This is a genomic window from Streptomyces sp. NPDC102259, from assembly GCF_044766465.1.
Taxonomy (GTDB): domain Bacteria; phylum Actinomycetota; class Actinomycetes; order Streptomycetales; family Streptomycetaceae; genus Streptomyces.
On sequence record NZ_JBIWMA010000002.1, the window covers coordinates 363,534 to 388,784 of the forward strand.

18 protein-coding genes are annotated in these 25,251 nt (G+C 71.7%); 5 read left to right on the forward strand and 13 right to left on the reverse strand.

From position 1 onward, the window contains the following. Positions 1 to 64 precede the first annotated feature (64 nt). The 7 genes from ACIRPU_RS06210 to ACIRPU_RS06240 all read right to left on the reverse strand — a co-directional run bounded on the left by ACIRPU_RS06210 (position 65) and on the right by ACIRPU_RS06240 (position 9,273). On the reverse strand, positions 65 to 3,199 hold the full coding sequence (locus ACIRPU_RS06210) for an AAA family ATPase (RefSeq protein ID WP_403862362.1): 3,135 nt from the start codon (positions 3,197 to 3,199) through the stop codon (positions 65 to 67). A 145-nt stretch (positions 3,200 to 3,344) separates the two neighbouring features. Next, entirely contained in the window at positions 3,345 to 4,895 is a 1,551-nt protein-coding gene (locus tag ACIRPU_RS06215; protein ID WP_403862365.1) for an MFS transporter, read from the reverse strand. Beyond that, entirely contained in the window at positions 4,892 to 5,596 is a 705-nt protein-coding gene (locus tag ACIRPU_RS06220; protein ID WP_403862368.1) for an iron-containing redox enzyme family protein, read from the reverse strand. Before ACIRPU_RS06220 ends, ACIRPU_RS06215 begins: the two co-directional genes overlap by 4 nt. After that, positions 5,593 to 6,627 carry a hypothetical protein gene (locus ACIRPU_RS06225; protein WP_403862371.1) on the reverse strand — a complete coding sequence of 345 codons (1,035 nt, stop codon included), beginning with the start codon at positions 6,625 to 6,627 and terminating at the stop codon, positions 5,593 to 5,595. The genes ACIRPU_RS06220 and ACIRPU_RS06225 overlap by 4 nt, the downstream gene beginning before the upstream one ends. After that, positions 6,602 to 7,702 (reverse strand): radical SAM protein, encoded by a 1,101-nt coding sequence (locus ACIRPU_RS06230; protein ID WP_403862374.1) that lies wholly within the window; start codon positions 7,700 to 7,702, stop codon positions 6,602 to 6,604. Before ACIRPU_RS06230 ends, ACIRPU_RS06225 begins: the two co-directional genes overlap by 26 nt. A gap of 4 nt (positions 7,703 to 7,706) precedes the next feature. Then, positions 7,707 to 8,339: a GAF domain-containing protein gene (locus tag ACIRPU_RS06235; protein ID WP_384115267.1), complete on the reverse strand. Its 633-nt coding sequence runs from the start codon at positions 8,337 to 8,339 to the stop codon at positions 7,707 to 7,709. After that, positions 8,320 to 9,273 carry a S8 family serine peptidase gene (locus tag ACIRPU_RS06240; RefSeq protein ID WP_403862377.1) on the reverse strand — a complete coding sequence of 318 codons (954 nt, stop codon included), beginning with the start codon at positions 9,271 to 9,273 and terminating at the stop codon, positions 8,320 to 8,322. Before ACIRPU_RS06240 ends, ACIRPU_RS06235 begins: the two co-directional genes overlap by 20 nt. Positions 9,274 to 9,863: 590 nt before the next feature. On the opposite strand from ACIRPU_RS06240, the gene ACIRPU_RS06245 reads away from it, so the two are divergent. Next, on the forward strand, positions 9,864 to 10,073 hold the full coding sequence (locus tag ACIRPU_RS06245) for a DUF6243 family protein (protein ID WP_403862380.1): 210 nt from the start codon (positions 9,864 to 9,866) through the stop codon (positions 10,071 to 10,073). Positions 10,074 to 10,498: 425 nt separating this feature from the next. Here ACIRPU_RS06245 and ACIRPU_RS06250 read toward each other — a convergent pair whose 3' ends face one another. Next, positions 10,499 to 11,965: a non-reducing end alpha-L-arabinofuranosidase family hydrolase gene (locus ACIRPU_RS06250; protein WP_403862383.1), complete on the reverse strand. Its 1,467-nt coding sequence runs from the start codon at positions 11,963 to 11,965 to the stop codon at positions 10,499 to 10,501. Between the two features lie 709 nt (positions 11,966 to 12,674). Here ACIRPU_RS06250 and ACIRPU_RS06255 point away from each other — a divergent pair. Continuing rightward, positions 12,675 to 14,105 (forward strand): endo-1,4-beta-xylanase, encoded by a 1,431-nt coding sequence (locus tag ACIRPU_RS06255; protein ID WP_403862386.1) that lies wholly within the window; start codon positions 12,675 to 12,677, stop codon positions 14,103 to 14,105. 100 nt (positions 14,106 to 14,205) lie between these two features. Further along, on the forward strand, positions 14,206 to 15,507 hold the full coding sequence (locus ACIRPU_RS06260; RefSeq protein WP_403863545.1) for an RICIN domain-containing protein: 1,302 nt from the start codon (positions 14,206 to 14,208) through the stop codon (positions 15,505 to 15,507). A gap of 304 nt (positions 15,508 to 15,811) precedes the next feature. On the opposite strand, the gene ACIRPU_RS06265 is transcribed toward ACIRPU_RS06260, so the two are convergent. The 4 genes from ACIRPU_RS06265 to xylB form a co-directional block, all read right to left on the reverse strand. Continuing rightward, positions 15,812 to 17,335, reverse strand: coding sequence for an aldehyde dehydrogenase family protein (locus tag ACIRPU_RS06265; protein ID WP_403862389.1), 1,524 nt, complete (start codon positions 17,333 to 17,335; stop codon positions 15,812 to 15,814). Between the two features lie 230 nt (positions 17,336 to 17,565). Then, the gene (locus ACIRPU_RS06270; protein WP_403862392.1) at positions 17,566 to 18,834 is read right to left on the reverse strand and encodes a GAF domain-containing protein; all 1,269 of its coding nucleotides are present in this window, start codon (positions 18,832 to 18,834) and stop codon (positions 17,566 to 17,568) included. Between the two features lie 336 nt (positions 18,835 to 19,170). Beyond that, positions 19,171 to 20,379, reverse strand: coding sequence for an ROK family protein (locus ACIRPU_RS06275; RefSeq protein WP_403862395.1), 1,209 nt, complete (start codon positions 20,377 to 20,379; stop codon positions 19,171 to 19,173). A gap of 22 nt (positions 20,380 to 20,401) precedes the next feature. Then, entirely contained in the window at positions 20,402 to 21,847 is a 1,446-nt protein-coding gene (gene xylB / locus ACIRPU_RS06280; RefSeq protein WP_403862398.1) for a xylulokinase, read from the reverse strand. A 128-nt stretch (positions 21,848 to 21,975) separates the two neighbouring features. Here xylB and xylA point away from each other — a divergent pair, with 128 nt between their 5' ends. After that, positions 21,976 to 23,142 (forward strand): xylose isomerase, encoded by a 1,167-nt coding sequence (gene xylA, locus ACIRPU_RS06285; RefSeq protein WP_384112839.1) that lies wholly within the window; start codon positions 21,976 to 21,978, stop codon positions 23,140 to 23,142. 222 nt (positions 23,143 to 23,364) lie between these two features. Beyond that, positions 23,365 to 23,832: a hypothetical protein gene (locus tag ACIRPU_RS06290; RefSeq protein ID WP_403862401.1), complete on the forward strand. Its 468-nt coding sequence runs from the start codon at positions 23,365 to 23,367 to the stop codon at positions 23,830 to 23,832. Positions 23,833 to 23,890: 58 nt separating this feature from the next. Here the strand turns inward: ACIRPU_RS06290 and ACIRPU_RS06295 are convergent, their stop codons facing one another. Then, complete coding sequence (locus ACIRPU_RS06295) at positions 23,891 to 25,234, reverse strand: esterase-like activity of phytase family protein (RefSeq protein ID WP_403862404.1); 1,344 nt, start codon at positions 25,232 to 25,234, stop codon at positions 23,891 to 23,893. Between the last annotated feature and the right edge of the window lie 17 nt (positions 25,235 to 25,251).

Here is a 25,251-nt window from a genome sequence, read left to right on the forward strand (position 1 = left end):
TCGCTCGCGGGGGACGGGTCGTGCGGTGGGGCGGTGCGGCGGTGGTGCGGCGCGGTGTGTACCGCTATGTCTGCGGGGCGCGCACGCCCAGGTCCTGCTTGGCCTCGATCGCCCGCCCCAGCGCGGTCAGCGCCCGCCCGGCCACCGGGAGGCCGGTACGGCGGGCGAGGACGGCGCTGCACAGCAGCGGTGTGATCACCGCGCCGCTGCCGCGCACCGTGCCCAGATGACGGACCACGGCGTCCAGGTGCGTCGCGGCCAGCTCCGGGTCGTCGGCCCGCAACGCCCGTACGGCGCGGGCCTGCAGGGCGACGGTGTGCTCCGCCCAGGCCTCGGACGGTGGAACGGCCACCTCGTCGAGCGCCGGCCCGCCCCGCGCGCCGCCGGACCGCCCCTCGCCGGACGCCTCCCGGGCCAGCTCGGCCTGGAGGCCGGACAGCGACGCCTGGCGGACCATGCCGAGCGCGGCGCAGCGGTCGCCCTGGGTGGTCCACCAGTCGGCCGCGGCACCCCAGTCGCCGGACCGGGCCGCCAGGACGGCACGCCAGCCCGCGATGGTCGCGGCCCCGGTGCCCTGCCCCAGATCGCGCAGTACCCCCTCGGCCCTGTCCATCGCGGAGTCGGCCGCCGCCCGGTCGCCGGACATGTGGCGCACCAGCGCCAGCGCGACTCCGGTGGCCGAGCTCAGCAGCCGGGATCCGGCGACCTCCTGGTGCAGCCGCTCGCAGTCGGCGAGTGCGGCGGGGACCGGGGTGTCGCCGTTGACCAGGGCCATCGCCAGGTTGGCGTAGACCTCGGTCAGGCCCAGACAGGTCCCGGCGCCGGCGGCCGACCGCAGCGCGGAGCGCAGTGCCCGCTCGGCGGCGGGGTGGTCGCCCGCCCGCAGGGACTGGAGCCCGGCGTACAGGTGCGCCCCGACCCGGGCCTCGGGCTCCGGGGAGGCGACCGCGGCGAGGTAGTGCGGATCGTCGGGTACGGCGGGCGCGTCGCCGGTCAGATAGGTACGGGAGTAGAGCGAGTTGAGGCGGGCGTGGATCCGGGCGGCCGGGGCGGCCCGGTCCGGGTCCGACAGCACGCGTTCGACGCGTTCGAGGGCGGCCTGCGGCATTCCCTGGCCGCCGAGGGCGTACGCCTCCAGGACGTCCAGGTCGTGGCCCTGCGCGCGGTCCGCCTCCGCCAGTGCGCGGGCGCGTCCGGTGTGCGTCAGCACCAGTTCGGGTCGCCCGCGGGAGAGGGCGAAGCGGGCGGCGACGCCGAACGCGGTGACCGCGGACCCGGCGGCCCGGGCCGTCCGGTCGGAGCCGGGCTCCACCCCGCGCAACGCGCTGTGCGCCGCCTCCCAGTGCCCGGCCAGCAACTCGGCGACGGCGGGGCGCCGTTCGGCCACCGGTTCCAGGGAGCGCGCGAGCCTGGCGTGCACGTCGGCGGTCTCGGAGAGCGTCAGCCGCCGCAGTGCCACCTCGGCCACCACCGGGAAGGCGGGGGCCAGGCGGCCCTTGTGGGCGTCGGCCGACTCCACCAGCCCGGCTTCGAGGAGGTCGGCCGCGGCCACGGCGACCCTGTCGGCGGGCATCAGGGCGCCCAGGTCCTCCAGGGACAGGTCCCGGCCGGCGGCGGCGAGCAGCACCAGCAGTTCCCGTGAGTCGGAGTCCAGCCGGTCCAGCCGGGCACCGAGCGCGGCGTGCGCGCTGGGCGGCGCCCAGTCGTCGCCGGGCTGGGCGAAGCGCCGCAGGACGACCATCTGTTCGATGTAGCGGGGGATGCCGCCGGCCCGCAGGGCGATCTCCTCGGCGGCGGAGTCGGGAGCGAGGGGGGCGGGAGGGGCGGGAGGGGCCGGGTCGTGCCCAGGGGCCGCGGTGTCGGCGGGCCGGGACCGGGAGGGGTCGGCGGCGGACGGGTCGTGCTGCGCGGTGAGCAGCCGGTGGGCCAGCCGCCGCGCGTCGGGCCGTCCGAGCGGCGGCACGGTGAGCCGGTGGTCCCCCCGGTCGGCCAGCGCCTCGGGGGCGGAGACCCCGACCAGCAGCACCACCACCGGCCGTCCCGGTGCGGCGGTCAGCTCGTCCAGCAGGTCGGCCAGTGCCCCCGGGGTCCACTCGCTGTGCTCGACCACCAGCAGCAGGGGCCGCGGGCCCCGCAGGCGGTCCAGTGCCGCGGTGAGCGCGCGGCCCAGCTCGCCGCGGTCCTGGGCCGGGGCCTGCTCGGCGCGGGTGGAGGCGCCGGTCAGCTGCACCGTCACGTCCACCGTGTCGCGGCCCTGCCGTGCGGCGTTCTCGATCTCCTCCAGGAACAGACAGCAGGCCAGCAGGCCGAGTCCGGTCCCGGCGGGCGGGCAGCGCAGGACGGCTGTGGCCAGGCCCGTGCAGTGGTCGAGCGCCTCGGCGACCAGCCGGGACTTGCCCACCCCGGAGGGACCCCCGATCAGGATCAGGGTCGGGCCGGTGGCGGTGGCGGCCGCGCCGATCCGGGCGGCCAGCTCACCGACCAGGTCGGCCCGTCCGACGGTGCCCGTCCCGGGGGCCGGGGGGCCGGCCGGACCGACGATCCAGGCCGGGACGGACCGGGCGAAGCCCTTGGCCGTGACCGGCTCGATCGCCCGCAGCGGGAAATGGTCCTGGAGTTGGAGCCGGGTGGCCAGATCCACGATCACCCCGTCGTCGGGGGCGTACTGCTGGAGCCGGGCGGCCCGGTTGAGCACCGAGCCGATCACGAAGCTCGACGTCCGCCCGCTGACCGCGACATGGCCGGAGGCGACCGCGCACCGCACCGGGAAGTCGTCCAGCAGGAGCTCGCCCAAGCCCCGCGCGTACTCGCCGGTCCGGTGCGCGATGGCGGTGGCGGCGGAGACGGCGGTGGCGGCGGCCGACTCGCCGTGCCCCTCGACGCCGAACACGGCGACGACCGCGTCGCCGATGAACTTCTCCACCTTGCCGCCGTACTGCTCGACCAGTGAGCCGACCAGGGAGAAGTAGCCGTCCAGGACGGCGGCCCACCGGTCGGGTGCGAGCGAGGTGGCCAGTGCGGTGGAGCCGACCACGTCGCAGAAGATGACGGAGACGAAGCGCAGACCGCTGGCGGGAGTGCCGGGTGGGCCGATCTCGGCCCCGCAGGCCATGCAGAAGCGGGCAGCCGACGGGTTGTCGACACCGCAGCCGGTGCACAGGCTCGCGGTGGTTACGATGGGACCGGTGGGCTTGCTCATGCTGTCCTCCCCGTTCACTGAGCGGCAGCCGGGTGGTTCACGACGCTTGCCCCGTCGTGAACCACCCGGTCTGTGCTACGGCCCGGACGTCACCGGTCCGGGTGGGTGACCCGGCCCGGGGCCGATTCCCGGACGAGGGTCGGCACTACCAGAGGTAGCCGCCGCTGGGGTCGGAGACGGAGTGGCCCTCCACGTCCGAACCCGCGGCCTCGACCCGGGACTTGACGCTCAGCAGGACGTTGACCTCGTCCTCGGTGAGGGACTTGAGCACCGCCTGCTGGGCGTCGTTGGCGTCGGTCAGGGAGAAACCGGCCTCGGCCAGCTTGTCGATCTTGTCTGCCATGGTGATCTCCTCGGTTGACGAGCCTGCGCGTTCCACGCACGGGGCTCTGCTTTCCCGGTGCGGCGCACCGGAGTTCAGGGGGGCCGGGCCGGGCGTCGGTTCCTCGGCCCGGCCGGCACCGTCGTCCGCGCCGGACGACGGATCGGTGTGCGGTACGCCGCCGAGCCGGACGGCGACCACGACAGCGGTGAGCAGCAGGGCGGCACCCGCCATCAGCAGCAGGCTTCCGAGCCCGGTCCACATGACCAGGGCCGCCGCCAGCGCGGGGGCCAGCACGTTCAGCACGGCCGGCACCGAATTCATGAGCGCCCATACCCGGCCGGTCAGTTCGACCGGCGTCTCGGAATGTACGACGCTGGGGAAAGTCACCAGAATTCCGGCACTCGCGATTCCCAGAAGGAAAATAACACACAGCCATATGGCGGAGTCAATACGTATTTCTTGGACAATGGTGAATCCGATGACGACGATGATGCAGCCGATCACCAGGACCGACCCCGCCATGGTGAGGAAAGGCCGCAGTCGTGCCGCGAAACGGCCCATGAGCAGCGAACCCGCCACCCCGCCCAACCCGACGGCGGACACCATGTAGCCGATGTAGGACGTGCCCATTCCGAGTGCCGGCACGATCAGAGCGGCCATCGAATCGTAAAGGAAGACGACGAACATCAGGCTGCACATGACGAACAGCAGGGACCGCAGAAGGCGTGATCCGAAAACGTGCTGGAATCCTTCTCTCAGCTCTTTTGCATAGTGCAGATCCGTATTCCGGGAAGGCGACGACGTGGTGCGCAGGGCGCGGGCGGCGATCACCCCGGCGAGAAACGTGCACGCGTTGGCCGCGAACACGGCCCGGGGCGACATGAGGGCGACCAGCAGCCCACCGAGCGCGGGACCGAGGATCTTGACCGACTGCATCGCGGTCTGGAGCAGCACGGTGGCGGCCTGGACCCCGCCGGGCGGCACCGAGACCCGTAGCTGGATCTGGCCCGCGAGCCCGCCGACCGAGCCCAGCGCCGAACGGACCAGCACCAGCCCGGCCGCCCAGTACACCCCGGGGGCGACCACCAGGCCCAGGGTGAGCCCTGCCTGCACGAGGTCGGTGAGGATCAGCACCCGGCGCGACTGCCGACGGTCCACCAGCACCGCCAGGAACGGGGTCGCCAGCAGCGGCAGCATGCTCGCGGCCACCACCAGCGCCAGGTCGCCCGCGCCACCGTGCCAGACCGTGGTGACCAGCACCAACAGCGCCACCTGGTCCAGCCAGTCGCCCAGACCGGAGACCACCGTGCTGGTGTACAGCAGCCGGAAGTCGCGGCCCGCCAGCGGGCCCGGAACCCGCGCGCGGCTCATCCGGCCAGGGCCACCGGGGAGCGCCGGTGGACCCGGCCGAGGACGTCCTCCATCACCTCGATCAGCCCCCTCAGGGAGTGCAGCGCGCTCACCCCGAGCAGTTCCTCCTGCGCCGGGTCGAGCGGCAGCCGGTCGATCAGCCGGTGCACGTCGTCGCGGTGCTGCACGTCCAGCTGGGCGTGCCGGGCTATGGTGCGGAACGACTCGTCCGGCAGCCCGGTCCGGGCCGCCAGGTCACCGGCCAGACCGGGACTGGGCGGGTTGCCCTCCAGCACCGCGATGTGCCCCACGAGCGCCACCGGATGCACATGGCGCAGCCAGTAGTACTGCGAGCCGACCAGCGAGGCGATGGCCGCCCCCGGCAGGGTCGTGTGCAGCGCCTCGGGATCACCCCCGGCCACCACGTAGTCGTCGGCCACCCACTGGTCGTGCCCGTACTCCTCACGGACGTGCTTGGCCAGGTAGCGGCCCACCAGATCGGCCACCGGGTCGCCCTGACGGACCGTGCACTGCTCGACGGCCGCCAGCATCAGCGGCACCGTGGCCCGGATCGTCCCGTGCAGCGCCTTGAGCCACTCCAGGTAGACCTGGTCGCTGTGCGGATGGGTCCACATCTGCCGGGACGCGGCGTCCACCGCCGGCATCAGCAGCCCGATCTTGTGGCGCAGCGCCCGCGATCTCGTCTGCTCCTCCACCGTCATCCGCCTTCCGTCAGGGCCACGCCCAGTGCTGTCACGGAGTCCGCGGCCCGCCCCGGGCGGCCCGCGATGTCGTACGCCTTCCAGCAGCCGCCGCAGACGTTCTCGAAACGTTCCTCGCGCAGGGCCTCGAAGCCGGGCAGATCGGCCGCCGCCCCCGGGCCGAGCTGCCCCACCACCCTCAGCAGCGGGTCGTCCCGGAACCCGGTCAGCGCCCGCGCCACGCCCTCGGGCCGCCGGGTCGGGGCACGCAGCGCGGACGGCCCGTGCCCCGTGATCAGCCCCTCGTTGCAGCAGGGGATCACCACCCCGTCGTAGCGGACCGTGGGCGAGCCGAGCAGCGTGCACGCCGCCAGCGCCCCCACCTCGTGCCGGCTCTGGAGGGCGAAGACCCCCGAGCCCCGCCCGTACCGCAGGGGGGTGATCAGCTTGGTCTCCGCCTCGTCGGCCCACCGCGGGCCGAGCGCCTCCAGCAGCAGCCCCTCGGCCACCCGCGCGCCGTCGCCCGTGTCCAGTTCCTGCACGACGATGCGGCAGCCCGCCCGGTGGGCCGCGCGCAGCGCGCCGACGAACCGCTGGCTCGACACGCCGCCCTGGTGGAAGCCGTCCGTGCTCAGGAAGAGCGTGGAGATCCGCGGCAGCAGCCGCCGCACCCAGCCGGGCGCGGAGCCGCTCTCGCGCGCCCAGTACCCGCTGGTGAAGACGATGGTGTCCAGCCCGGCGTCGGCGAACGCCCCGATCGCGTACGGCAGCGCCCGCTGCTCGGCGAAGGGCTCGCCGCCGGAGACCGCCACCGACCGCAGACCGGGCAGCGCGACGATGCCGGCGACGACGTCGTGGAAGGCCTCCCAGTCGGTGACCCTGCCGCCGTCCGCGCGGGCGTCCACCGAGCAGTGGGCACAGCCGACCGGGCACTGGTCGGTGATGTACAGCAGGACCGACTCACCGCGACGACGGCGCATCGCCTCGGTGTCGGCCAGCGTGGGGCGGCCGCGCACCGCCTCGGCGTCAGCCGGCGTAGGACGGCTGTTCACGGCCCGCCTCCCATCCCAGGGACACCAGGCCCCCGTAGCGGCCGGAGCGTCGGTCCGAGAAGGCGGTCCCGTCCACCTGCTCGACCAGACGGCGGGCGGCGGCCTCCACCTGCCGGCCGGAGTCGGTGCGCAGGTACTCCGTCACCCGCCGCTCGGCCTCGGCGTCGCCGGAGAGCGCGACGCAGTTGCCGCACATGCCCTTGTCGCACGGTCCGTCCGAGAACCGGCTCGCCACGAAGCTGGGCCCGAGGACGCGCAGCGCCCGGTACAGCTCCCGGCGCAGGAACTCCTCGCGCAGCTCGGGCCACGACTGGCGGGCCGCGTGGCCGAGGATCAGGTGCTCCGGCACACGCCGCTCCACCAGGTCCTGGTTGCAGCAGGCGTAGACGGTGCCGTCGTAGGTGACCAGCGGCCAGGTGATCCGGTCGCACGGGTCGACGGGCGCGACCGGGACGCCGGAGGAGGGCGTGGCGGTCAGCCCGCCGAGCTGACGGCCGCGGCCGATCGGACTCAAGGTGCCCACCAGGATGGGCACTTGGTCGTCGAACTCACGGCGCACATCGTCGATCAGGCCTTGGAGGTAGGGGTCGTCGTCCCCGCGCCCGGTGAGCTGGAAACTGACCTGCGGCACCAACTGGCGGATGCGGTGCATCGCCCGGAAGACGTCGGCCCGGCCCACCTCGCGCTCGTGGAACTCGTCGAGGCTGGCCGCGAAGTGGTCCACCTCGCGGATCGCCGCGGCCACCGGGGCCGGCAGCCGCCGGTCCTCCCGGGCGAACCACATGCCCGACAGGACGTATGAACGGGAGCCCGCGGACCGGGCGGTGCGCGCCAGGTCGGCGACGAGCGCGGCCCGCAGCAGCGCCTCACCTCCGGACATCAGCAGCAGGTCCGGACGGGTCTCTCGGTCGAAGGACTCCACGAGGCGGCGGAACGGCGTCTCGGGATGCTGTTCGCTGGTGCTGGAGGAGTCGGTGGAGCAGTGGGCGCACGACAGCGGGCAGCGGCGGGTCAGGGCCAGATAGAGGCCGGCGGCGGGCTTGTTGCGGATGGCGCCGATTTCCAGCAGGTGCACGGGATCACCCCCTTCTCGATGACAGGGCGCTGGCGATCTCCTCGAGCGAGGCGAGCGTCCGCGCGGCGTTCGGATCGTCGGTGCTGGCCAGGTCGGCCACCAGGGTGGTCAGCCGCTCGGCGGCGGCCGCGTGCCGTCCCGCCGGGCCGGGCAGCGGGCCCGCCAGCGCCAGGGCCGCCGCGCACTGGCGCGCCAGCTCCGAGACCAGCTCCAGGCCGGAGGTCGTGCTGCGCGGGCCCAGCACCGGGTCGAGCACCTCCAGAACGCCGAACACGGACCCGCCGGTGTCCAGCGGCGCGGCGATGATGGCTTTCGGTATCCGGCCGGTGGAGGCCGCGAAGTCCCGGTTGAACTGCGGGTGGTTGTCGAGGTCGTCGGCGATCACCGCCTCCCCGCTCTGGAAGACCCACCCGGCGATGCCGCTGTAGTCGGGGATCGTCCAGCCCACCAGGCTGTCCTCCCGGGGGTCGGAGATCGCCTCCAGGACGAGTGCCTCGCCCGCCGCGTCGTGCAGGAAGACCGACGAGGCGGGAGCGCTGAAGATCAGTCGGGCCAGCCGTACGGTCGAGCGCAGCACCTCGTCGCGCCGGGACAACGGAGGGCCGCTGAGGGGGGCGTCATGCGCCGGATTCGTCATGGCCGGCTCCTTCGGCGGATGTGGCGGATGGGGTGGATGTGTCGGATGTGGCGGACAAGACGGGTACGGCGGAAGCGGTGACCGGAGCGACCGGAGCGACCGGGGGAGTGGGAGCGCGGGGCGGGTCGGACGCGTCGGTGAAGTTGTCCGAGAGGGCGGCGAGGACGTGCTTGACCTCGCTCACCGGAAGATCCGGATGCTTTCCGAGGATGCGGGCCACGAATCCGCTGACATGCGGCGTCGCGAAACTGTTCCCGGAGAGGAACGAACGGCCGCCGCCCACCCAGGGGACCTCGATGCCGACACCGGCCGCGAAGAATTCGACCGGGGGCTGTGGACTGACCTCGATGCGCTCGGCGTCGGCGACCTCGTGCGACCCGACGGAAATCACCGAGGGAAAGATCCAGGGATAGCTGCGGACCGGGCTGTTGTGCGCCGAGGCCACGATCGCCACCCGGTTGAAGTACGCCTCGTCCGCGATGTCGTGCAGCGAGGCCTTGAAGTCGCCCTTGCGTGAGGAGAGGCTGAGGTTGACGACGTGGAAGCGCTCCGCCACCGCCCAGCGCAGGGCCGCCAGCAGCGCGTTGCCGTCGCCCGCGAGCCGCGGCCCCAGGATCCGTACGCTCGTCAGGCTCACGTCCGGCGCGATCCGCCGGATGATCGCCGCGCACGCGGTGCCGTGACCGGCGGCGTCGCCCTCGCCGTCCGGGACGATCCGGTAGCTCGGCGGGCCGTCGCCCGCGGCGTCCTGCTCGACGCGTTCCACCGCGAACGACCCCTCCAGGGGGCCGATCTCGGGATGTTCCGGCGTGACTCCGCTGTCGATGACGCAGATCCGGATTCCCGCACCGCGCGACCCACCCCAGGCCCATTCCCGGTCCACCGCCGTGGAGGCCGCGACGAACGACCGGTCGACGAGTTCCCCGGCGTTCATGTGGGCGAATCGGATCGTTGCTCGACGAAACGCTGTAGTGGTCAATGGAGCCTTCCGGTCACTGGTGGCTCTCTCGGACGGCGCGATACCGAACCGTCGGACTGCCGGACCGTCCCGCTGTCGAACAACTGAGCGGCGCCCGCGGACCGATTCTGTACGAGGCCCCCGGCCCTCGGACATCCCAGTTGTCTGGGGTGCCTTCCGGCCGGTCCTGCCCCTCGCCGCGTGGAAACTGACAGTTCTCTGCGCTGTCGGCCGGCTTGTGTGGGACGGGGGTGGGGGGAGGGGCCGCCGGGACGGGGCAAGGGCCGAGCGAAAGGCGCCTGACGGGTGAGAAACCAGGTCAGGGGAGGGTGTCCGGCATCGGGTTGCGACGACCGAGTCGGACACCGCCCGCCGGCTGCGCTGCCGGGACGGCGAAAACTTGGTAGGGGGAGCCGACGGGACCAGGTAACGTCTTGGTCATGTTCTTCCAGACGCAGATTTACGAGTGAGAGCGTGATGGGCCCCTGCTGACGTCCTTCGACGCAGCCGCGCCCGTCCCCCACCGATGAATCCGTAGATCACTTCACATCATTCCGGGAGAACCCGTGAGCAAGAACATCAACAACCCAGTGGGCATGGGCGGCGGCAAGCGCAAGAAGCTGTCCCGCGCCGAACGGCAGAACAACGGTCCGCACCGCAACCTCGACCGCCAGGGTGCCGCCGACCAGAAGGCGGAGCTGGTGCGCAAGATGCGCGAGAAAGCAGCCGCAGCCGAGGGCGCCGCACAGACGGGCGACGACACCGCACAGAGGTGACGCATCGCCACCGCAGGGGGCAGGGCCCGGACCGCGACACCGCGGTTCGGGCCCTGCTGCCGTACCGGGGCGGCCTGCTCCGCTCAGCTCTCGGCCGAGCACCCGCGTCTCAGCCGACCCACCGGGGCAGCCGCAGATGCAGCAGCCCCGTCACCGCCACCACCCCGAGCTGCACCAGCCAGCGTCACCACCAGCGCGTTCCCCATGCCCAGCCCGGGCGGCGGGGGGACGGCCTGGGCGCGGCGGCGTTCGGCCGTGCCGTCCGCGATGTCGCCGGTGTGGCGGACCAGGTCGGCTTCCACAGTGTTCACCGTCTCGCACAGTCGCCGTATGAGCGCTGACGTGGTCGCGTGACCCGGCGGGCTCGGCCTTCCGCCGAGCCCGCCACGCCGGCTTCCTACCGGAGCCGGGCTCGTGTCGCGCTGTCAGCGCTGCAGCGTCAGCAGACCCGGACGGTAGGGCAGGAGGCCGTAGTCGCCGCCGGAGTCGGGGCTGCGCCCCTGGTAGAGCAACTGCAGATTGCAGGGATCGACGGTCATGGTCTGATCGGGGCTGGTGCGGATCAGTTCGCCATGGCTGATGTCGTTGGTCCACGTGGCGCCACTGTTGGCCTTGCCGGCGAAGGGATTGTTCTCGGTCGCGGCCTGGGGTGCCCATGAGCCGTTCAGACTGGTGGCCGTGAACGAGCGGAAGTAGCGGCCCTGGGAGCCGATCGCCTCGACGATCATCAGGTAGCGGTTCTGGCCCTGGAGCTTGTAGACCTGCGGGGCTTCGAACAGGTTGTTCGTCGTATCGCTCATGATCACAGTCGAGGTCGTACCGAAGCTGCCCGGGAAGTTCCCGATCGGCATACTGGCCCGGTAGATCTTGCCGTTGTCGCCGGCGAAGAACAGGTACATGTTCGTCCCGTCACCGATGAGCGTCTGGTCGATGGGTCCTGTTCCGGAGCCGGGGATGCTTCCGGAGAAGAGCACCTGCTGGGCCGACCAGCCGTTCGGGTTGGTCGGGTCGCTCGACGTCCGGTAGGAGAAGGCGGTTCCCCCCCACTGGTAGGCGAGCACCCAGATGTTCTTCGGCGCGAAGTAGAAGAGCGTGGGTGCGACGGTGGAAGCCGACATCGTGTTCTGGCCGGCCGAGGCCATCTCCGACCAATTGGTGAACAGGCCGAAGTTCATCGAACCCCAGCTCGTCCCCGTGTCGTGCGTCGTCGCATAGACGAGTTGCTTGCCGTTGTAAGGGACGACCGTGAAGTCCTTGAGTGAGACCCATCCGGGCTTGGGCTGCGCCAGCGCGCCCGTCGATGTCCAGCGATAGGTCGACGGAAGATCGCACGGGCCGGAGGTGTCGCCGCCGACCTTGACGAGCTGCCACTGCTGGTTGGTGCCGCCCCAGTCGTCGTACTGGACGACGTTCGCGCTGTCGGCGGTGGAGGCGCCTTGCACTTCGAGAGCCTTGTTGCTGTGGCGCGAGATGAGCCTCACGTAGCCGTCCGAGCTGTCGGCCAGCCGCCACTGCTGGTTGGTGGCGTTCAGGTCGGTCCACTGGACGATCGCGCCGCCGTTCGCGGTGGACCAGTTGTAGATGTCCAGCACCTTGCCCGAGTGGCGGGACTTGATGCGGTAGTAGCCGCCCCCCGAATCGACGAACTGCCACTGCTGTTGGGCCTGATCGTTCCTGGACCACTGGGTGATGCGGGCGCCGTCGTCGGTCGCCAGGTTGTAGACGTCCAGGGCCTTGCCGCTGTTGCGGTTGACCAGCACATACGAGGCGTTGGGGTCTACGGTCGCGGCGGCGGCGGGCTGGGCGCCGAGGAAGGTGGCCACGAGCAGCAAGGGCGCGAGGACGGCGAGTAAGCGTCCTGGACGGACCGGGGACCGGTGGCGGAACCACATCAGTGGGCCTCCTTTGGGGGGCGGGTGAGGTGACCCCGATGCACCACGGAGCGGACGTGTCGGGGGACAGGGGCAACCTCGAAAGTTTCGAAGAATTCCCGGATACTTCGACGCCACAAGCTAGGAATGCGGGGCGCTCTGGTCAAGGCCTGTCGCCGATCTGTCCACAAACAGCGCCTCCCCTTGGACTGACACGCCGTCGCGCCGACCGGAACCGCTCCGGAGCTGGTGGATACAGCTCGCCGGTCAAAGTGTCCGCGCGGAGGGGAGAAGCCGAGCAAGCAGCGGCCCTGTACTCGTCCCGGCCCTGGCCCTATGGCATCCGCCGACGGTGGTGCCGGAGGGTTCGTCGTCCGGCTCGGGGGATTCCGGAAGTTTCGGGTGAGGAACCGAAACTTGTTCGGCGAGGAGTATTGACGACCATCGTCAACACCTCAATCATCCCTGTCTGAGAACCTGACCACGGTTCGAGATGTCGAACCGCATCGTCCCTGGGCAATCTGTTCTGCACGGCAGATCCGCACAGCTGCACGACAGATCCGCGCACGGCTGTACGGCAGATCCGGGCACCGAAGCACCTGCGCCACCCCGTCTCGTTCGGGTTGGGCTGCCCGGGTTCCGGCCTGCCCCGTCCGTCTGTCGAGTGGGAGCGGACGACGCATTCCCCCGCGCTTGGTCCTACCGCGATTTCTACCTTGGAGGCACAGTCATGGGCTCGTATGCCCTTCCCGGACCCTTCGTCCGCCGGAAGATCCGCGGCGTGCTGTTGGCGCTGGTCGTCGGCGTACTCGGTGCGTCCGCCACACTGGTGGAGCCGCCGACCGCACACGCCGCCGAGAACACGCTCGGCGCCGCGGCGGCGCAGAGCGGCCGCTACTTCGGCACCGCCATCGCCTCGGGCAGGCTGGGCGACTCGGCGTACACGACGATCGCGGGCCGTGAGTTCAACTCGGTGACGGCCGAGAACGAGATGAAGATCGACGCCACCGAACCGCAGCGGGGCCAGTTCAACTTCACCGCCGGTGACCGCGTCTACAACTGGGCGGTGCAGAACGGCAAGCAGGTGCGCGGCCACACCCTGGCCTGGCACTCCCAGCAGCCCGGCTGGATGCAGAGCCTCAGCGGAAGCACGCTGCGCCAGGCCATGATCGGCCACATCAACGGCGTGATGGCCCACTACAAGGGCAAGATCGCCCAGTGGGACGTCGTGAACGAGGCTTTCGCCGACGGCAGTTCGGGAGCCCGGCGCGACTCCAACCTGCAACGCACGGGCAACGACTGGATCGAGGTCGCCTTCCGCACCGCGCGCGCCGCCGACCCGGCGGCCAAGCTCTGCTACAACGACTACAACGTCGAGGACTGGAGCTGGGCCAAAACCCAGGCCATGTACGCCATGGTCCGAGACTTCAAGCAGCGCGGCGTGCCGATCGACTGCGTCGGTTTCCAGTCGCACTTCAACAGCGGCAGCCCCTACAACAGCAACTTCCGTACCACGCTGCAGAACTTCGCCGCCCTCGGCGTCGACGTGGCCGTCACCGAACTCGACATCCAGGGCGCCCCGGCCACGACCTACGCCAATGTGGCCAACGACTGCCTGGCCGTCCCGCGCTGCCTCGGCATCACCGTCTGGGGTGTGCGCGACACCGACTCCTGGCGATCGGAGCAGACGCCGCTGCTGTTCAACGGCGACGGGAGCAAGAAGCCCGCCTACACCGCCGTCCTCAACGCGCTCAACGGCGGTACCTCCACGCCCCCTTCGGATTCCGGACCGATCAAGGGCGTCGGGTCGGTTCGCTGCCTGGACGTGCCCAGCAGCAGTACCACCGACGGCACCCAGCTCCAACTGTGGGACTGCAACAACGGCACCAACCAGCAGTGGACGTACACCGCCGCCGGTGAGCTCAGGGTCTACGGCAACAAGTGCCTGGACGCCGGCGGCACCGGCAACGGCGCCAAAGTCCAGATCTACAGCTGCTGGGGCGCCGACAACCAGAAATGGCGCCTCAACTCCGACGGATCCATCGTCGGCGTCCAGTCCGGCCTCTGCCTCGACGCCGTCGCGGGCGGCACCGTCAACGGCACCCTGATCCAACTCTACTCGTGCTCGAACGGCAGCAACCAACGGTGGACCCGCACCTGATGGGACCTGCCGCGAACGAAAGGGTGAATCGATGAAGACCCACGGTGCGGCTTCCCCCGCCCCTCCACGCAAACATCGCTGGTGGTCCCGGGTCGCCGCCGTGGTGGCGGCGGCCCTTGCGATCGGCGTGCTCGCCGCGGTGAATCCGGTGCCCGCCGAGGCGGCGACGGTGGACACCAATGCCTGGTATGTCCTGGTCAATCGCAACAGCGGCAAGGCGCTGGACGTCTCTGGCGCCTCCACCGCCGACGGCGCGCGGGCCGGCCAGTGGACGCGCAACGACGGAGCCAACCAGCAGTGGCAGTTCGTAGACTCCGGCGACGGCTTCTACCGGCTCAAGGCCAGGCATTCGGACAAGGTTCTCGACGTCGCCGGCGCCTCGACCGCGGACGGTGCCGCCATCCAGCAGTGGGCCGACCACAACGGGGCCAACCAGCAGTTCCGCCTGGCCGACTCGGACGCGGGCCACGTCCGGCTGATCAACCGCACCAGCGGCAAGGCGGTGGAGGTGCAGGGCGCCTCCACCACCGACGGCGGCAACGTCGTCCAGTACGCCGACTGGGGCGGCGCCAACCAGCAATGGCAGCTGGTCAAGCTGTCGTCCGGCGGCGGCTCCGGATGCGGCGGCGCTCCGACTCTGGCGAGCGGTACGCACACGATCCAGAGCGGCGGCAAGAGCCGCAGCTTCATCCTCAGGGTTCCCGCCAACTACGACAACAGCCACCCCTACCGGCTGATCTTCGCGTTCCACTGGCGGGGCGGAACCGCCGGCGACGTCGCCTCGGGCGGCACGAGCGGGAACGCCTGGTCCTACTACGGCCAACAGGAACAGTCGAACAACGGCGCCATCCTCGTCGCCCCCCAGGGCCTGGGCAACGGCTGGTCCAATGCGAACGGTGAGGACGTCACCTTCGTCGACGACATGATCCGGCGAATCGAGGGCGGCCTCTGTGTCAACCCGGCACAGCGTTTCGCCACGGGCTTCAGCTGGGGCGGCGGTATGAGCTACGCACTCGCATGCAGCCGGGCGAACGCCTTCAGGGCCGTCGCGGTCATGTCCGGCGCCCAGATCAGCGGGTGCAGCGGTGGCACCCAGCCCATCGCCTACTTCGGAATCCACGGCGTCAGCGACTCCGTCCTCGACATCGCTCAAGGACGGTCCCTGCGCGACAGATTCGTCGGCAACAACGGCTGCACCCCTCAGAGCCCGCGCGAGCCCGCACCGGGCAGTCGAACGCACATCACCACCGTCTACTCGGGCTGCCGTGCCGGATACCCGGTCCAATGGGCGGCGTTCGACGGAGGCCACATACCCGGTCCGGTCGACGGCTCCCCCGGCGAGAGCGGTGTCGCCACCTGGACCAAAGCGGAGATCTGGAGGTTCTTCGCACAGTTCCAGTGACACGCCCGCACCACGGAGTGGAGCCAGGACGATCCTGGCTCCACTCCGTCGAGGTCTGTCCCGGATTGAAGGACGGAGAGGCCGGACCAGCGCCGGACGTGGGCGTCAGCCTCGTTCTCCGGCGCCGGTCGGGCTGATGCGATGACAGGCGGGTATCGGCATCGACGATGACCCGCGGCTGTACCGGGACGAAGTCACCTGGAGGTCATACGGTGGCGCGAAGTGTTGCATCGGTTGCTGAGCGAGTTCGTCGTGCTGGGTTTCCTGGAGGGCGACAGTGCCTCCAGGAAACCCACTTGAGGCTCTAGAAGAACCCAAGTTTCTTAGGGCTGTATGAACAAAGAACGTTCTTCGTCTGCTGGTAGTGCTCCAGCATCATCTTGTGCGTCTCGCGGCCGATGCCCGACTGCTTGTAGCCGCCGAAGGCGGCGTGGGCCGGGTACGCGTGGTAGCAGTTCGTCCAGACGCGACCCGCCTGGATCGCCCGGCCCGCGCGGTACGCCGTGTTGATGTCGCGCGTCCAGACGCCGGCCCCGAGGCCGTACAGCGTGTCGTTCGCGATCTTGATGGCGTCGTCGAAGTCGTCGAACGAGGCCACCGAGACCACCGGTCCGAAGATCTCCTCCTGGAAGACCCGCATGCGGTTGTCGCCCTCGAAGATCGTCGGGCGGACGTAGTAGCCCCCCTTCAAGTCGCCTTCGTACTCGGCGCGTTCACCACCGGTGAGGATCTTGGCGCCCTCCTCCCGGCCGATGTCGATGTACGAGAGGATCTTGGCGAGCTGGTCGCTGGACGCCTGGGCGCCGATCATCGTGTCGGTGTCGAGGGGGTGGCCCGGCTTGATGAGTTCGGTGCGGGCGACGGCCGCTTCGATGAAGTCGCCGTAGTTGCCGCGCTGGATCAGCCCACGGGACGGGCAGGTGCACACCTCGCCCTGGTTCAGCGCGAACATGGTGAAGCCCTCGAGCGCCTTGTCCCGCAGATCGTCGTCCTTCTCCCACACGTCGTCGAAGAAGATGTTCGGCGACTTGCCGCCCAGCTCCAGCGTGACCGGCTTGAGGTTCTGCGCGGCGTACTGCATGATCAGCCGCCCCGTCGACGTCTCGCCCGTGAAGGCGATCTTCGCCACCCGCGGGCTGGACGCGAGCGGCTTGCCCGCCTCCTCGCCGAAGCCGTTGACGATGTTCACCACGCCCGGGGGCAGCAGATCGCCGACCAGGCTCATCCAGTAGTGGATCGACACCGGCGTCTGCTCGGCGGGCTTGAGGACGACCGTGTTGCCCGCGGCGAGCGCCGGCGCGAGCTTCCAGGTCGCCATCAGGATCGGGAAGTTCCACGGGATGATCTGCGCGACGACGCCGAGCGGCTCGTGGAAGTGGTACGCCACCGTGTCGTCGTCGACCTCGCTGAGCGAACCCTCCTGGGCCCGGACCGCACCCGCGAAGTAGCGGAAGTGGTCGATGGCCAGCGGGATGTCCGCAGCCAGCGTCTCGCGGACGGGTTTGCCGTTCTCCCAGCTCTCCGCGACCGCCAGGGCCTCCAGATGCGCCTCCATCCGGTCGGCGATCTTCAGCAGGATGTCGGAGCGCTCGGTCGCCGAGGCGCGGCCCCAGCCCGGCGCGGCCGCGTGCGCCGCGTCGAGTGCCCGCTCCACGTCCTCCGACGTACCGCGCGCCACCTCGGTGAACGTCTCGCCGTTCACCGGAGACGGGTTGTCGAAATACCGCCCCCGCGCCGGGGGCACGTACGCACCGCCGATGTAGTGGTCGTAACGCGTCTGGTAGGAGACGATCGCGCCCTCGGTGCCGGGCGTCGCGTAACGGGTCATCCTGCTCTGCCTCCCTCAGCAGAGCCGCCCGCCGTTGGGCAGCTCTCCGCGGGAGGCTAGGGAGGCGAACGTTGCATCCACGTTGCGCCGCCCACCCTCGACGTTGCGCCGTCCACGGTGCGCCGCCCGCCGGGAGGCCTCGCATACGCCTGTGCATGCGTGGCCCGCGGGCGCCTCGTCCGGTGGGCGGTCCACCTGCGGACGCCTCGCCCGTGGACGATTCGCGCGGCCTACGGGTGCGGCCGTCCCGTCGGCGCCTTCAGTTCCGACTCGAGGGACGCGAGACGAGCCCGTATCGCGGCCGTCGGACGCGCCGCCGCGAGCGCCCGCCACACGTCGAGATCGTCCTCGCCCCACGGCGCGTGCGCCCAGTCCGCGAGCAGATCGGGGTCGCCGCAGGCGATCAGCGCGGCGCGCAGGGCCTCGCCGAGAAGGCGTCTGAGCCGGGCCACCGCCGGTGCCTGGGACGACGGCAGCGGTGGCCCGGTGTACGCGGCCACGGCCGCCGTGACCGCGCCGGCCGCCAGCCTTCGTTCGACGACGGCGACGTCCGACTCGCACGCGACGGTGAGCCGGTAGGGGCGCGAGGCCAGCAGCCCGGGGCCGAGCACCCCGCGCAGTCTGGCGAGTTCGGCCCGCAGTGTCACGGGGGGCACCGACTCGTCCTCGTACAGCGCGCACAGCAGCTCGTCGCCCGTCAGACCCTCGGGACGGCGGGCCAGCAGCACCAGGATCTCGCTGTGCCGGCGACTCAGCCTGATGTCACGGCCGCCGGCGACCAGACGCGCCTCGTCCCGGCCCAGCACGGTCAGTCGCGGTGCGTCGACGGCGGGCCGCGCCGGGGCCAGCAGCGCCAGGTGCGCCTCCGCGGCCCGCGCGACGGCCTGCACGAAGCCCAGGCTGTGCGGATGCGCCAGTCCGTCCCCGCCCGTGATGTCCACGGCGCCCAACACCCGCCCGGTCCGCGGATCGTGCACCGGAGCGGCGGCACAGGTCCATGGCTGCACCCGCCGGATGAAGTGCTCCGCCGCGAACACCTGCACCGGCCGGTCCAGGGCGACCGCGGTGCCCGGCGCGTTCGTCCCGACCGCGCTCTCCGCCCAGCGCGCACCCGGCACGAAGTTCATCCGTCCCGCCTGCCGTCGGGTCGCCGCGTGGCCCTCGACCCACAACAGCCGCCCGTTCGCGTCGCACACCGCCAGGAGGTGCCGTCCGTCGGCGGCGAACGTGCCCATCAGCTCACGGAACAGCGGCATCACCCGCGCCAGCGGATGCTCGGACCGGTAGGCGCCGAGATCGCCGTCGGTCAGCTCGACGCTCGCCGTGCCGTCGGGGCCCACGCCGGCCCGCGCGGAACGCCGCCAGGAGTCGGCCACGACGGCACGCACCGGCCGCGGCACGGTGCCCGCCTCGGTGAACGTCTCATGCGCGTGGCGCAGGACGCGCACCCGCTCGGCAGGGTCGGCACCCGGTTCCAGGGCCACCCAGGGATCGGTCAACTCGTCCTCCCGGAAGGCGTTACGGCTGGAGACATCGTCACTCCGGGTACGCGGGCCGACAACCGTCTGGACGACGTCACCCCGAAGCCGGCCATCCGCTTTCGGTCCGGTTCGGGTCAGGTGCGCCCGACCGGCGTCAGGCACCGGCTCCAGTCCCAGTGGGGACCGGGACGACGCCGGCCGGTCGGGCGGAAGGCACGCCGGGCTCGGTGGACGAGCGCGGGACTGTGGACAACTCGTTCACCCGAACGCGGAGTTCCAGGACCGATCGGCACCTCGGCCGACCTGGGCGTGGACGCCCGGCCGGTGATACGACCCCTCCATGGACCCGTCCGCTCAGGCCCGTTCCGCGACCGCCGCGGGATCGTCCAGCACGGCCCGCACGACCGAGTGCGCGGCCCCCAGCAACGGGCCCTCGGGACCCAACCGGGAGACGGACACGGGACGGGCGGGACCCGCCGTGCGCCGGGAGAGCTCGGCCTCGAGGGACGGCAGCAGCCACGGAGCGAGCCCGGCCAGGGCGCCACCGAGGACGACGCCCTCCGGGTCCAGGAGATTGAGCGCCCCGGTGAGAGCGATGCCGAGGGCCGTTCCCGCCTCGTGCAGCGCCCGCCGTACCTCGGGGTCGCCGGCCGCGGCGCGTCCCGCGAGGAGTCCGACGCGGTCCTCGCCCGGCTCCAGCCCGGCGGCGCGCAGCACCGCCTCCTCGCCGGCGTACTGCTCCAGGCATCCGCGCCCGCCGCACACGCACTCCGGCCCGTCGGGGTGCACCGGCACATGGCCCAGCTCACCGGCGAAGCCGCGGGTGCCGCGCAGCAGGCTGCCGTCCACGACCAGCGCGGCGCCGATGCCGATCTCCGCCGACACGTGCAGGAAGTCCCCTAGAGTGTCCGCGCCGAGCCAGAGTTCGGCCAGTCCGCCGAAGTTGGCCTCGTTGTCCACGGTCAGCGGGAACTCCGCGGGCAGCAGCGCGCCGAGGTCGACGTTCTGCCAGTCGAGGTTCGGCGCGCGGACGACCGTACGAGCGTCGCGGGCGACCAGCCCGGGGACGGCCACGGCGAGTCCGGCAGGCCACAACCCCTCGCGCTCGGCTTCGGCGACCACCTGGCGCACGAGGCCGGTCAGTTCCTCGACCACCGGCTCGGGGGAGCGGCCCCGGTTCGTGCCGTGCCGCACGGCCCGCGCCCGCACCTCACCGCGTAGATCGACTGCGCAGGCCGCCAGGTGATCGACGCCGATCTCGGCGCCTATGCCCGACGGGCCGCGTCCGCTGACCGCCAGCGCCGAACCGGGGCGGCCCACCCGGCCCGGCCGCTCGGGGCCCAGCTCCTCGAGCAGTCCGGTGCGTATGAGTTCGTCGACGAGGGTCGAGACCGCTGCCCGGGTCAGGCCGATGCGTGAGGCGACCGCCGCGCGCGAGAGCGGTCCCTCGGCGCTGACGGCGTGCATCACCCGGGCCAGGTTGCGGCGGCGCATGCCCTGCTGGGTGTCGGGCAGTGCGCGCCCCGGGCCGGTCGGCCGGGCCTCGTGCAGCGGTGCGGTCATGCCTCCGTCGATTCGTCGATGCTCAGTGGGCGTCCGTGCTCCGGTCCAGCAGCGGGGCCGCGTCGGAGAGTACCCCGGCGATCCTGGCCAGCGTCGCCTCGTCCCGCTCGACGGCGTCCAGCACCGGGCCCCGGGTGGTGTTCCAGCGGCGGGCGACGGCGGCCGGGTCCTCGCCGGTCAGCAGCCCCGCCGCCTGGGCCGCGGCGCCCAGCGCGACGAGTTCCTTGGCCTCGGGCACCTGGACCGGCCGTCCGGACAGCCGGCGCACGGTCTGCTGCCAGGCCGCGCCCCGGGCGCCGCCGCCGATCAGCAGGAGAGGGGCCGAGCGGTCCGCGTCCTCGTCGAGGACCAGGTCGAGCGCGCCGAGCAGGGAGTGCACGGCGCCGTCGTAGGCGGCCTGGAGCAGCTGGCCGGCGGTCGTGTCGTGGCGCAGACCGTGCAGGAGGCCCGAGGCGTTCGGCAGGTTCGGGGTGCGCTCGCCGTCCAGGTAGGGCAGCAGTGTGAGGTGCGCGGTGGGCTCCACGGCCTCGCGGTCCAGGCCCAGCAGGGCGGCGACGCGGTCGACGGCGAGCGTGCAGTTCAGGGTGCAGGCCAGGGGCAGCCAGTCGCCGTGCGCGTCGGCGAAACCGGCCACGGTGCCGGTGGGGTCGGTGGGGCGGCGCTTGGCCACCGCGTACACCGTGCCGGAGGTGCCGAGGCTCAGCACGGGCGTGCCGGGGCGCAGCCCGAGGCCGAGCGCCGCCGCGGCGTTGTCCCCGGTGCCCGGGGCGACCAGGGTGCCCTTGGCGAAGGGCAGGTCGTGACTGTCGCGTACGGTGCCCGCCACTTCCCCGGGCCGCACCACGCGGGGCAGCAGCGCCGGGTCGAGCCCCACATGGGCGAGGATCTCCGCGTCGTACGACTCGGTCGCGGACGCCCACCAGCCGGTGCCCGAGGCGTCGCCGCGGTCGGTGGTGCCCTCGCCCGTGAGGCGCTCGGTGAGGTAGTCGTGGGGGAGGCGTACGGCCTTCGTGGCGCGCAGGGCCTCCGGCTCGTGCTCCGCCAGCCAGGCCCACTTCGTGACCGTGAAGGAAGCGGCCGGGACGGACCCGGTGCGCTCCGCCCAGAACTTCGCTCCGCCCAGTTCCTCGGTCAGCCGGCGGGCCTGCGGGGCCGAGCGCACGTCGTTCCACAGCAGTGCCGGGCGCACCGGCTCGCCGCGCCCGTCCAGGGTGACGAGCCCGTGCTGCTGCCCGCCGACCGACACCGCGGCGACCTCGCGGGCCGCGTCACCGCACTGGTGCAGGGCCTCCCGCAAGGCGTCCCACCACTGGCGGGGGTCGCTCTCGCGGCCGGCCCCGGAGGTCACCGTGTGCGGCGCCTGGCCGCTCGCGACGACCTGGCCGGTGGCCGCGTCGACGACCAGCGCCTTGGTGGACTGGGTGGACGTGTCCACGCCGACGACGAGCGGACCCTCGGCTGCTGACATCGGGTTCTCCCTCAAGTTTTTCCGCGGCTCCGCGGGATCTGTCTTCCCAGAGATGCGTTCGCATACTAATTTGTAAACTGCCATGACGAAATAGTCGGCGACACAGTCTTCAAGCAAGGAGCCGCGACATGAGCTACCAGCCCACCCCCGATGACAGGTTCACCTTCGGCCTCTGGACCGTCGGCTGGCAGGGAAGGGACCCGTTCGGTGACGCCACGCGGCGTGCCCTTGACCCGGTCGAGTCGGTGCAGCGTCTGGCCGAGCTGGGCGCCTACGGCGTGACCTTCCACGACGACGACCTGATCCCCTTCGGGTCCTCCGAGAGCGAGCGCGAGGAGCACATCAAGCGCTTCCGCCAGGCCCTGGACACCACCGGCATGACCGTGCCGATGGCCACCACCAACCTCTTCACGCACCCCGTCTTCAAGGACGGCGCGTTCACGGCGAACGACCGTGACGTACGTCGCTACGCCCTGCGCAAGACGATCCGCAACATCGACCTGGCCGTCGAGCTCGGCGCGAAGGTCTACGTCGCCTGGGGTGGCCGTGAGGGCGCGGAGTCCGGTGCCGCCAAGGACGTACGGGTGGCCCTCGACCGCATGAAGGAGGCCTTCGACCTCCTCGGCGAGTACGTGACCTCCCAGGGCTACGACCTGAAGTTCGCCATCGAGCCCAAGCCGAACGAGCCGCGCGGCGACATCCTGCTCCCCACCGTCGGTCACGCCCTGGCCTTCATCGAGCGCCTGGAGCGTCCGGAGCTGTACGGCGTGAACCCCGAGGTCGGCCATGAGCAGATGGCCGGGCTGAACTTCCCGCACGGCATCGCCCAGGCGCTGTGGGCGGACAAGCTCTTCCACATCGACCTCAATGGTCAGTCCGGCATCAAGTACGACCAGGACCTGCGCTTCGGCGCCGGCGACCTGCGCTCCGCGTTCTGGCTGGTCGACCTGCTGGAGAGCGCCGGTTACGCGGGCCCGAAGCACTTCGACTTCAAGCCGCCGCGCACCGAGGACCTCGACGGGGTGTGGGCTTCGGCCGCCGGCTGCATGCGCAACTACCTGATCCTCAAGGAGCGTGCGCTCGCGTTCCGCGGCGACCCCGAGGTCCAGGAGGCCCTGCGCGCCTCCCGCCTGGACGAGCTCGCCCAGGCCACCGCCGCGGACGGCCTGGAGAGCCTGCTGGCCGACCGCACCGCCTTCGAGGAGTTCGACCCCGAGGTGGCCGCCGCCCGGGGCATGGCCTTCGAGCACCTCGACCAGCTCGCCATGGACCACCTCCTGGGCGCCCGGGGCTGAACCCGGCACGCACGCGTGTGTGCACCGGTGAGCGTGCACACGCGCGTGCCGTCGAACGCTCGGTCTTCGGTCGGTCTTCCGTCTGCCAGCGGTCGGTTTCCGAGCTGCCTCCGAGCTGCCTCCGAGCGGAATACGCCGGAATCATGCGGTCCATGACATGGGTCGGTATCAACTTCCGTGCGGGGCTCGCGCTGCGAGCGGTTCACCGCGACGCTGGACGGTATGGCCATGCCGCCCGTACCGCCCCAACCGCCCGGACCGCCGGGCGACATGTCGCCTCCGGGCGGCTTCGGACCGCCCCACTCCGGCTACGGACCCGATGACGGGACGGGAGGGGGCGGCTGGTCGCCCCCGCCTCCGCCCGGTCCGCAGGGCCGCTCCGGGAGGCGCAGGAACCCCCTCTTCGTCGTCCTCGCGCTGCTCGTCTGCGCCGGAGCCGTCGTCGCCGTGGTGCTGATGGGAGGCGACGACTCGTCGGACGACGAGCCGACGGCCGACAACAGCACCGGCAGCGGCTCCACCCCCGCCCCGTCCTTCAGCCTTCCGGTGGAGCTGCCCAGCGGCCTGCCGAGCGAACTGCCGTCACAGTTCCCCACCGACCTGCCGACCCGACTGCCGACCGAGCTGCCGACCGAGTTGCCGAGCGATCTCGAGTCGCTGCTGCCGTCCTTGGACGAGTTGCTGCCCTGACGGCCACGCGCGCGTGGCGGCCCCACACCGCCACGCGCGCGTGCCCAAGTCCCGTCTCTCACACGCCTCGCGGCAGCCGCACGTAGGTGACCGTCGTCTCGATGCCGCTGTCGACGAGCCGGCCCTGCGCGTCGAAGGCGCCGACGCCGTCCGTCATCCCGAAGTCGTTGTCGTTGATCAGGGCCAGCGTGGAGTGGTCCACGAGCGCGACGCCCTCGATCTTCCCGGGCACTCCGGCCACCGTGCCGAGATCGACGGCCAGCCGCTTCGCCAGCACCGGGACCCCCGAGGCCGCGGGGTCGTCCAGCTGCTCCAGTGACGGGGACGTCGCGTCGTCGTCCCACCGGCTGCCCAGGATGTTCGCCGCCCGGCTCAGCCGTACCAGGTGCAGCCGGGCCGCCTTGTCGGTGCGCTCCTCCACGAGCAGCCGGTCGCCGCCCACGGCGACCACCGAGGAGATCTTGAGCTCGGAGGTGTCGTCCTCGCTCGGGTCGACCACGTCGACCGGGTCGAAGCGGTACGCGTACTCGGCGGTCACGGCCTTCTTCTTCGGCGAGAAGCGCAGCAGACGCGTGGTCCTCGAGCCCTCTCCCGCGGCCGTGTCCGGAAGCGACAGCGGGCTCTGCACCGCCAGGGCGAGGTCGCCGCCGGGGAGTTGGGCCAGGCCCTCGAAGCCGCGGTTGACCTTCCGGTGCAGCAGGACCGCCGGCAGCGCCTCCACCACCGGGTAGTCCGTGCCCGTGAGCTTCAGCCCCTGGGGCACGTAACGCGTCAGGACCTTCCCGCGCGCGGAGACGTGCACCAGAGAGGGCCCGTACTCGTCGACGAGCCAGAAACTCCCGTCCGCCGCCCGCACGATGCCCTCGGTGTCCAGCCCGTTCGGGTCGTACGACAGCGGCGTCTGCGCGTCGTAGGAGTACGGCGCCTCGTCGCGTCCCGCCTGGTTCGACAGGCCCGTCACGGGCTTCCCCGACTCGGTGGTGACCGGGATCGCCTGAAGCACCTTCACGGTGTCCCCGGACACCCGGATCCGCACGATCGCCGGGTCGAACCCGGGCACGGGGAACGTACGGCGCTTGGCGCCGCCCACCTTGATCTGTCCGTTGGGCCCGCGGTCGGTGATCGTCCAGAACTCGCCCTTGCGGCCCGCCGGATAGATGTCGCTGCCGATGCCGCCCAGGTCCACGCCCCGATCGTCGGTCACCGTGCCGGGCAGCAGCGCGTTGCTGAACGTCCCGAGCGGGATGTCGCCGAGGGTCGCGGTCCGGGTGACGTGCGCCTCCTGGGCCGGCGTGCCCGCGGCGGCCGGTCCGGCGGTGGCGAGCGCGGCCAGCACGGCGAGCGGTACGCCCGCCGCGACATGACGGTGGACGCGGCGCCGACCGGTGGCGTGCGGGGACATCAGGCCTCCTGAGGAGA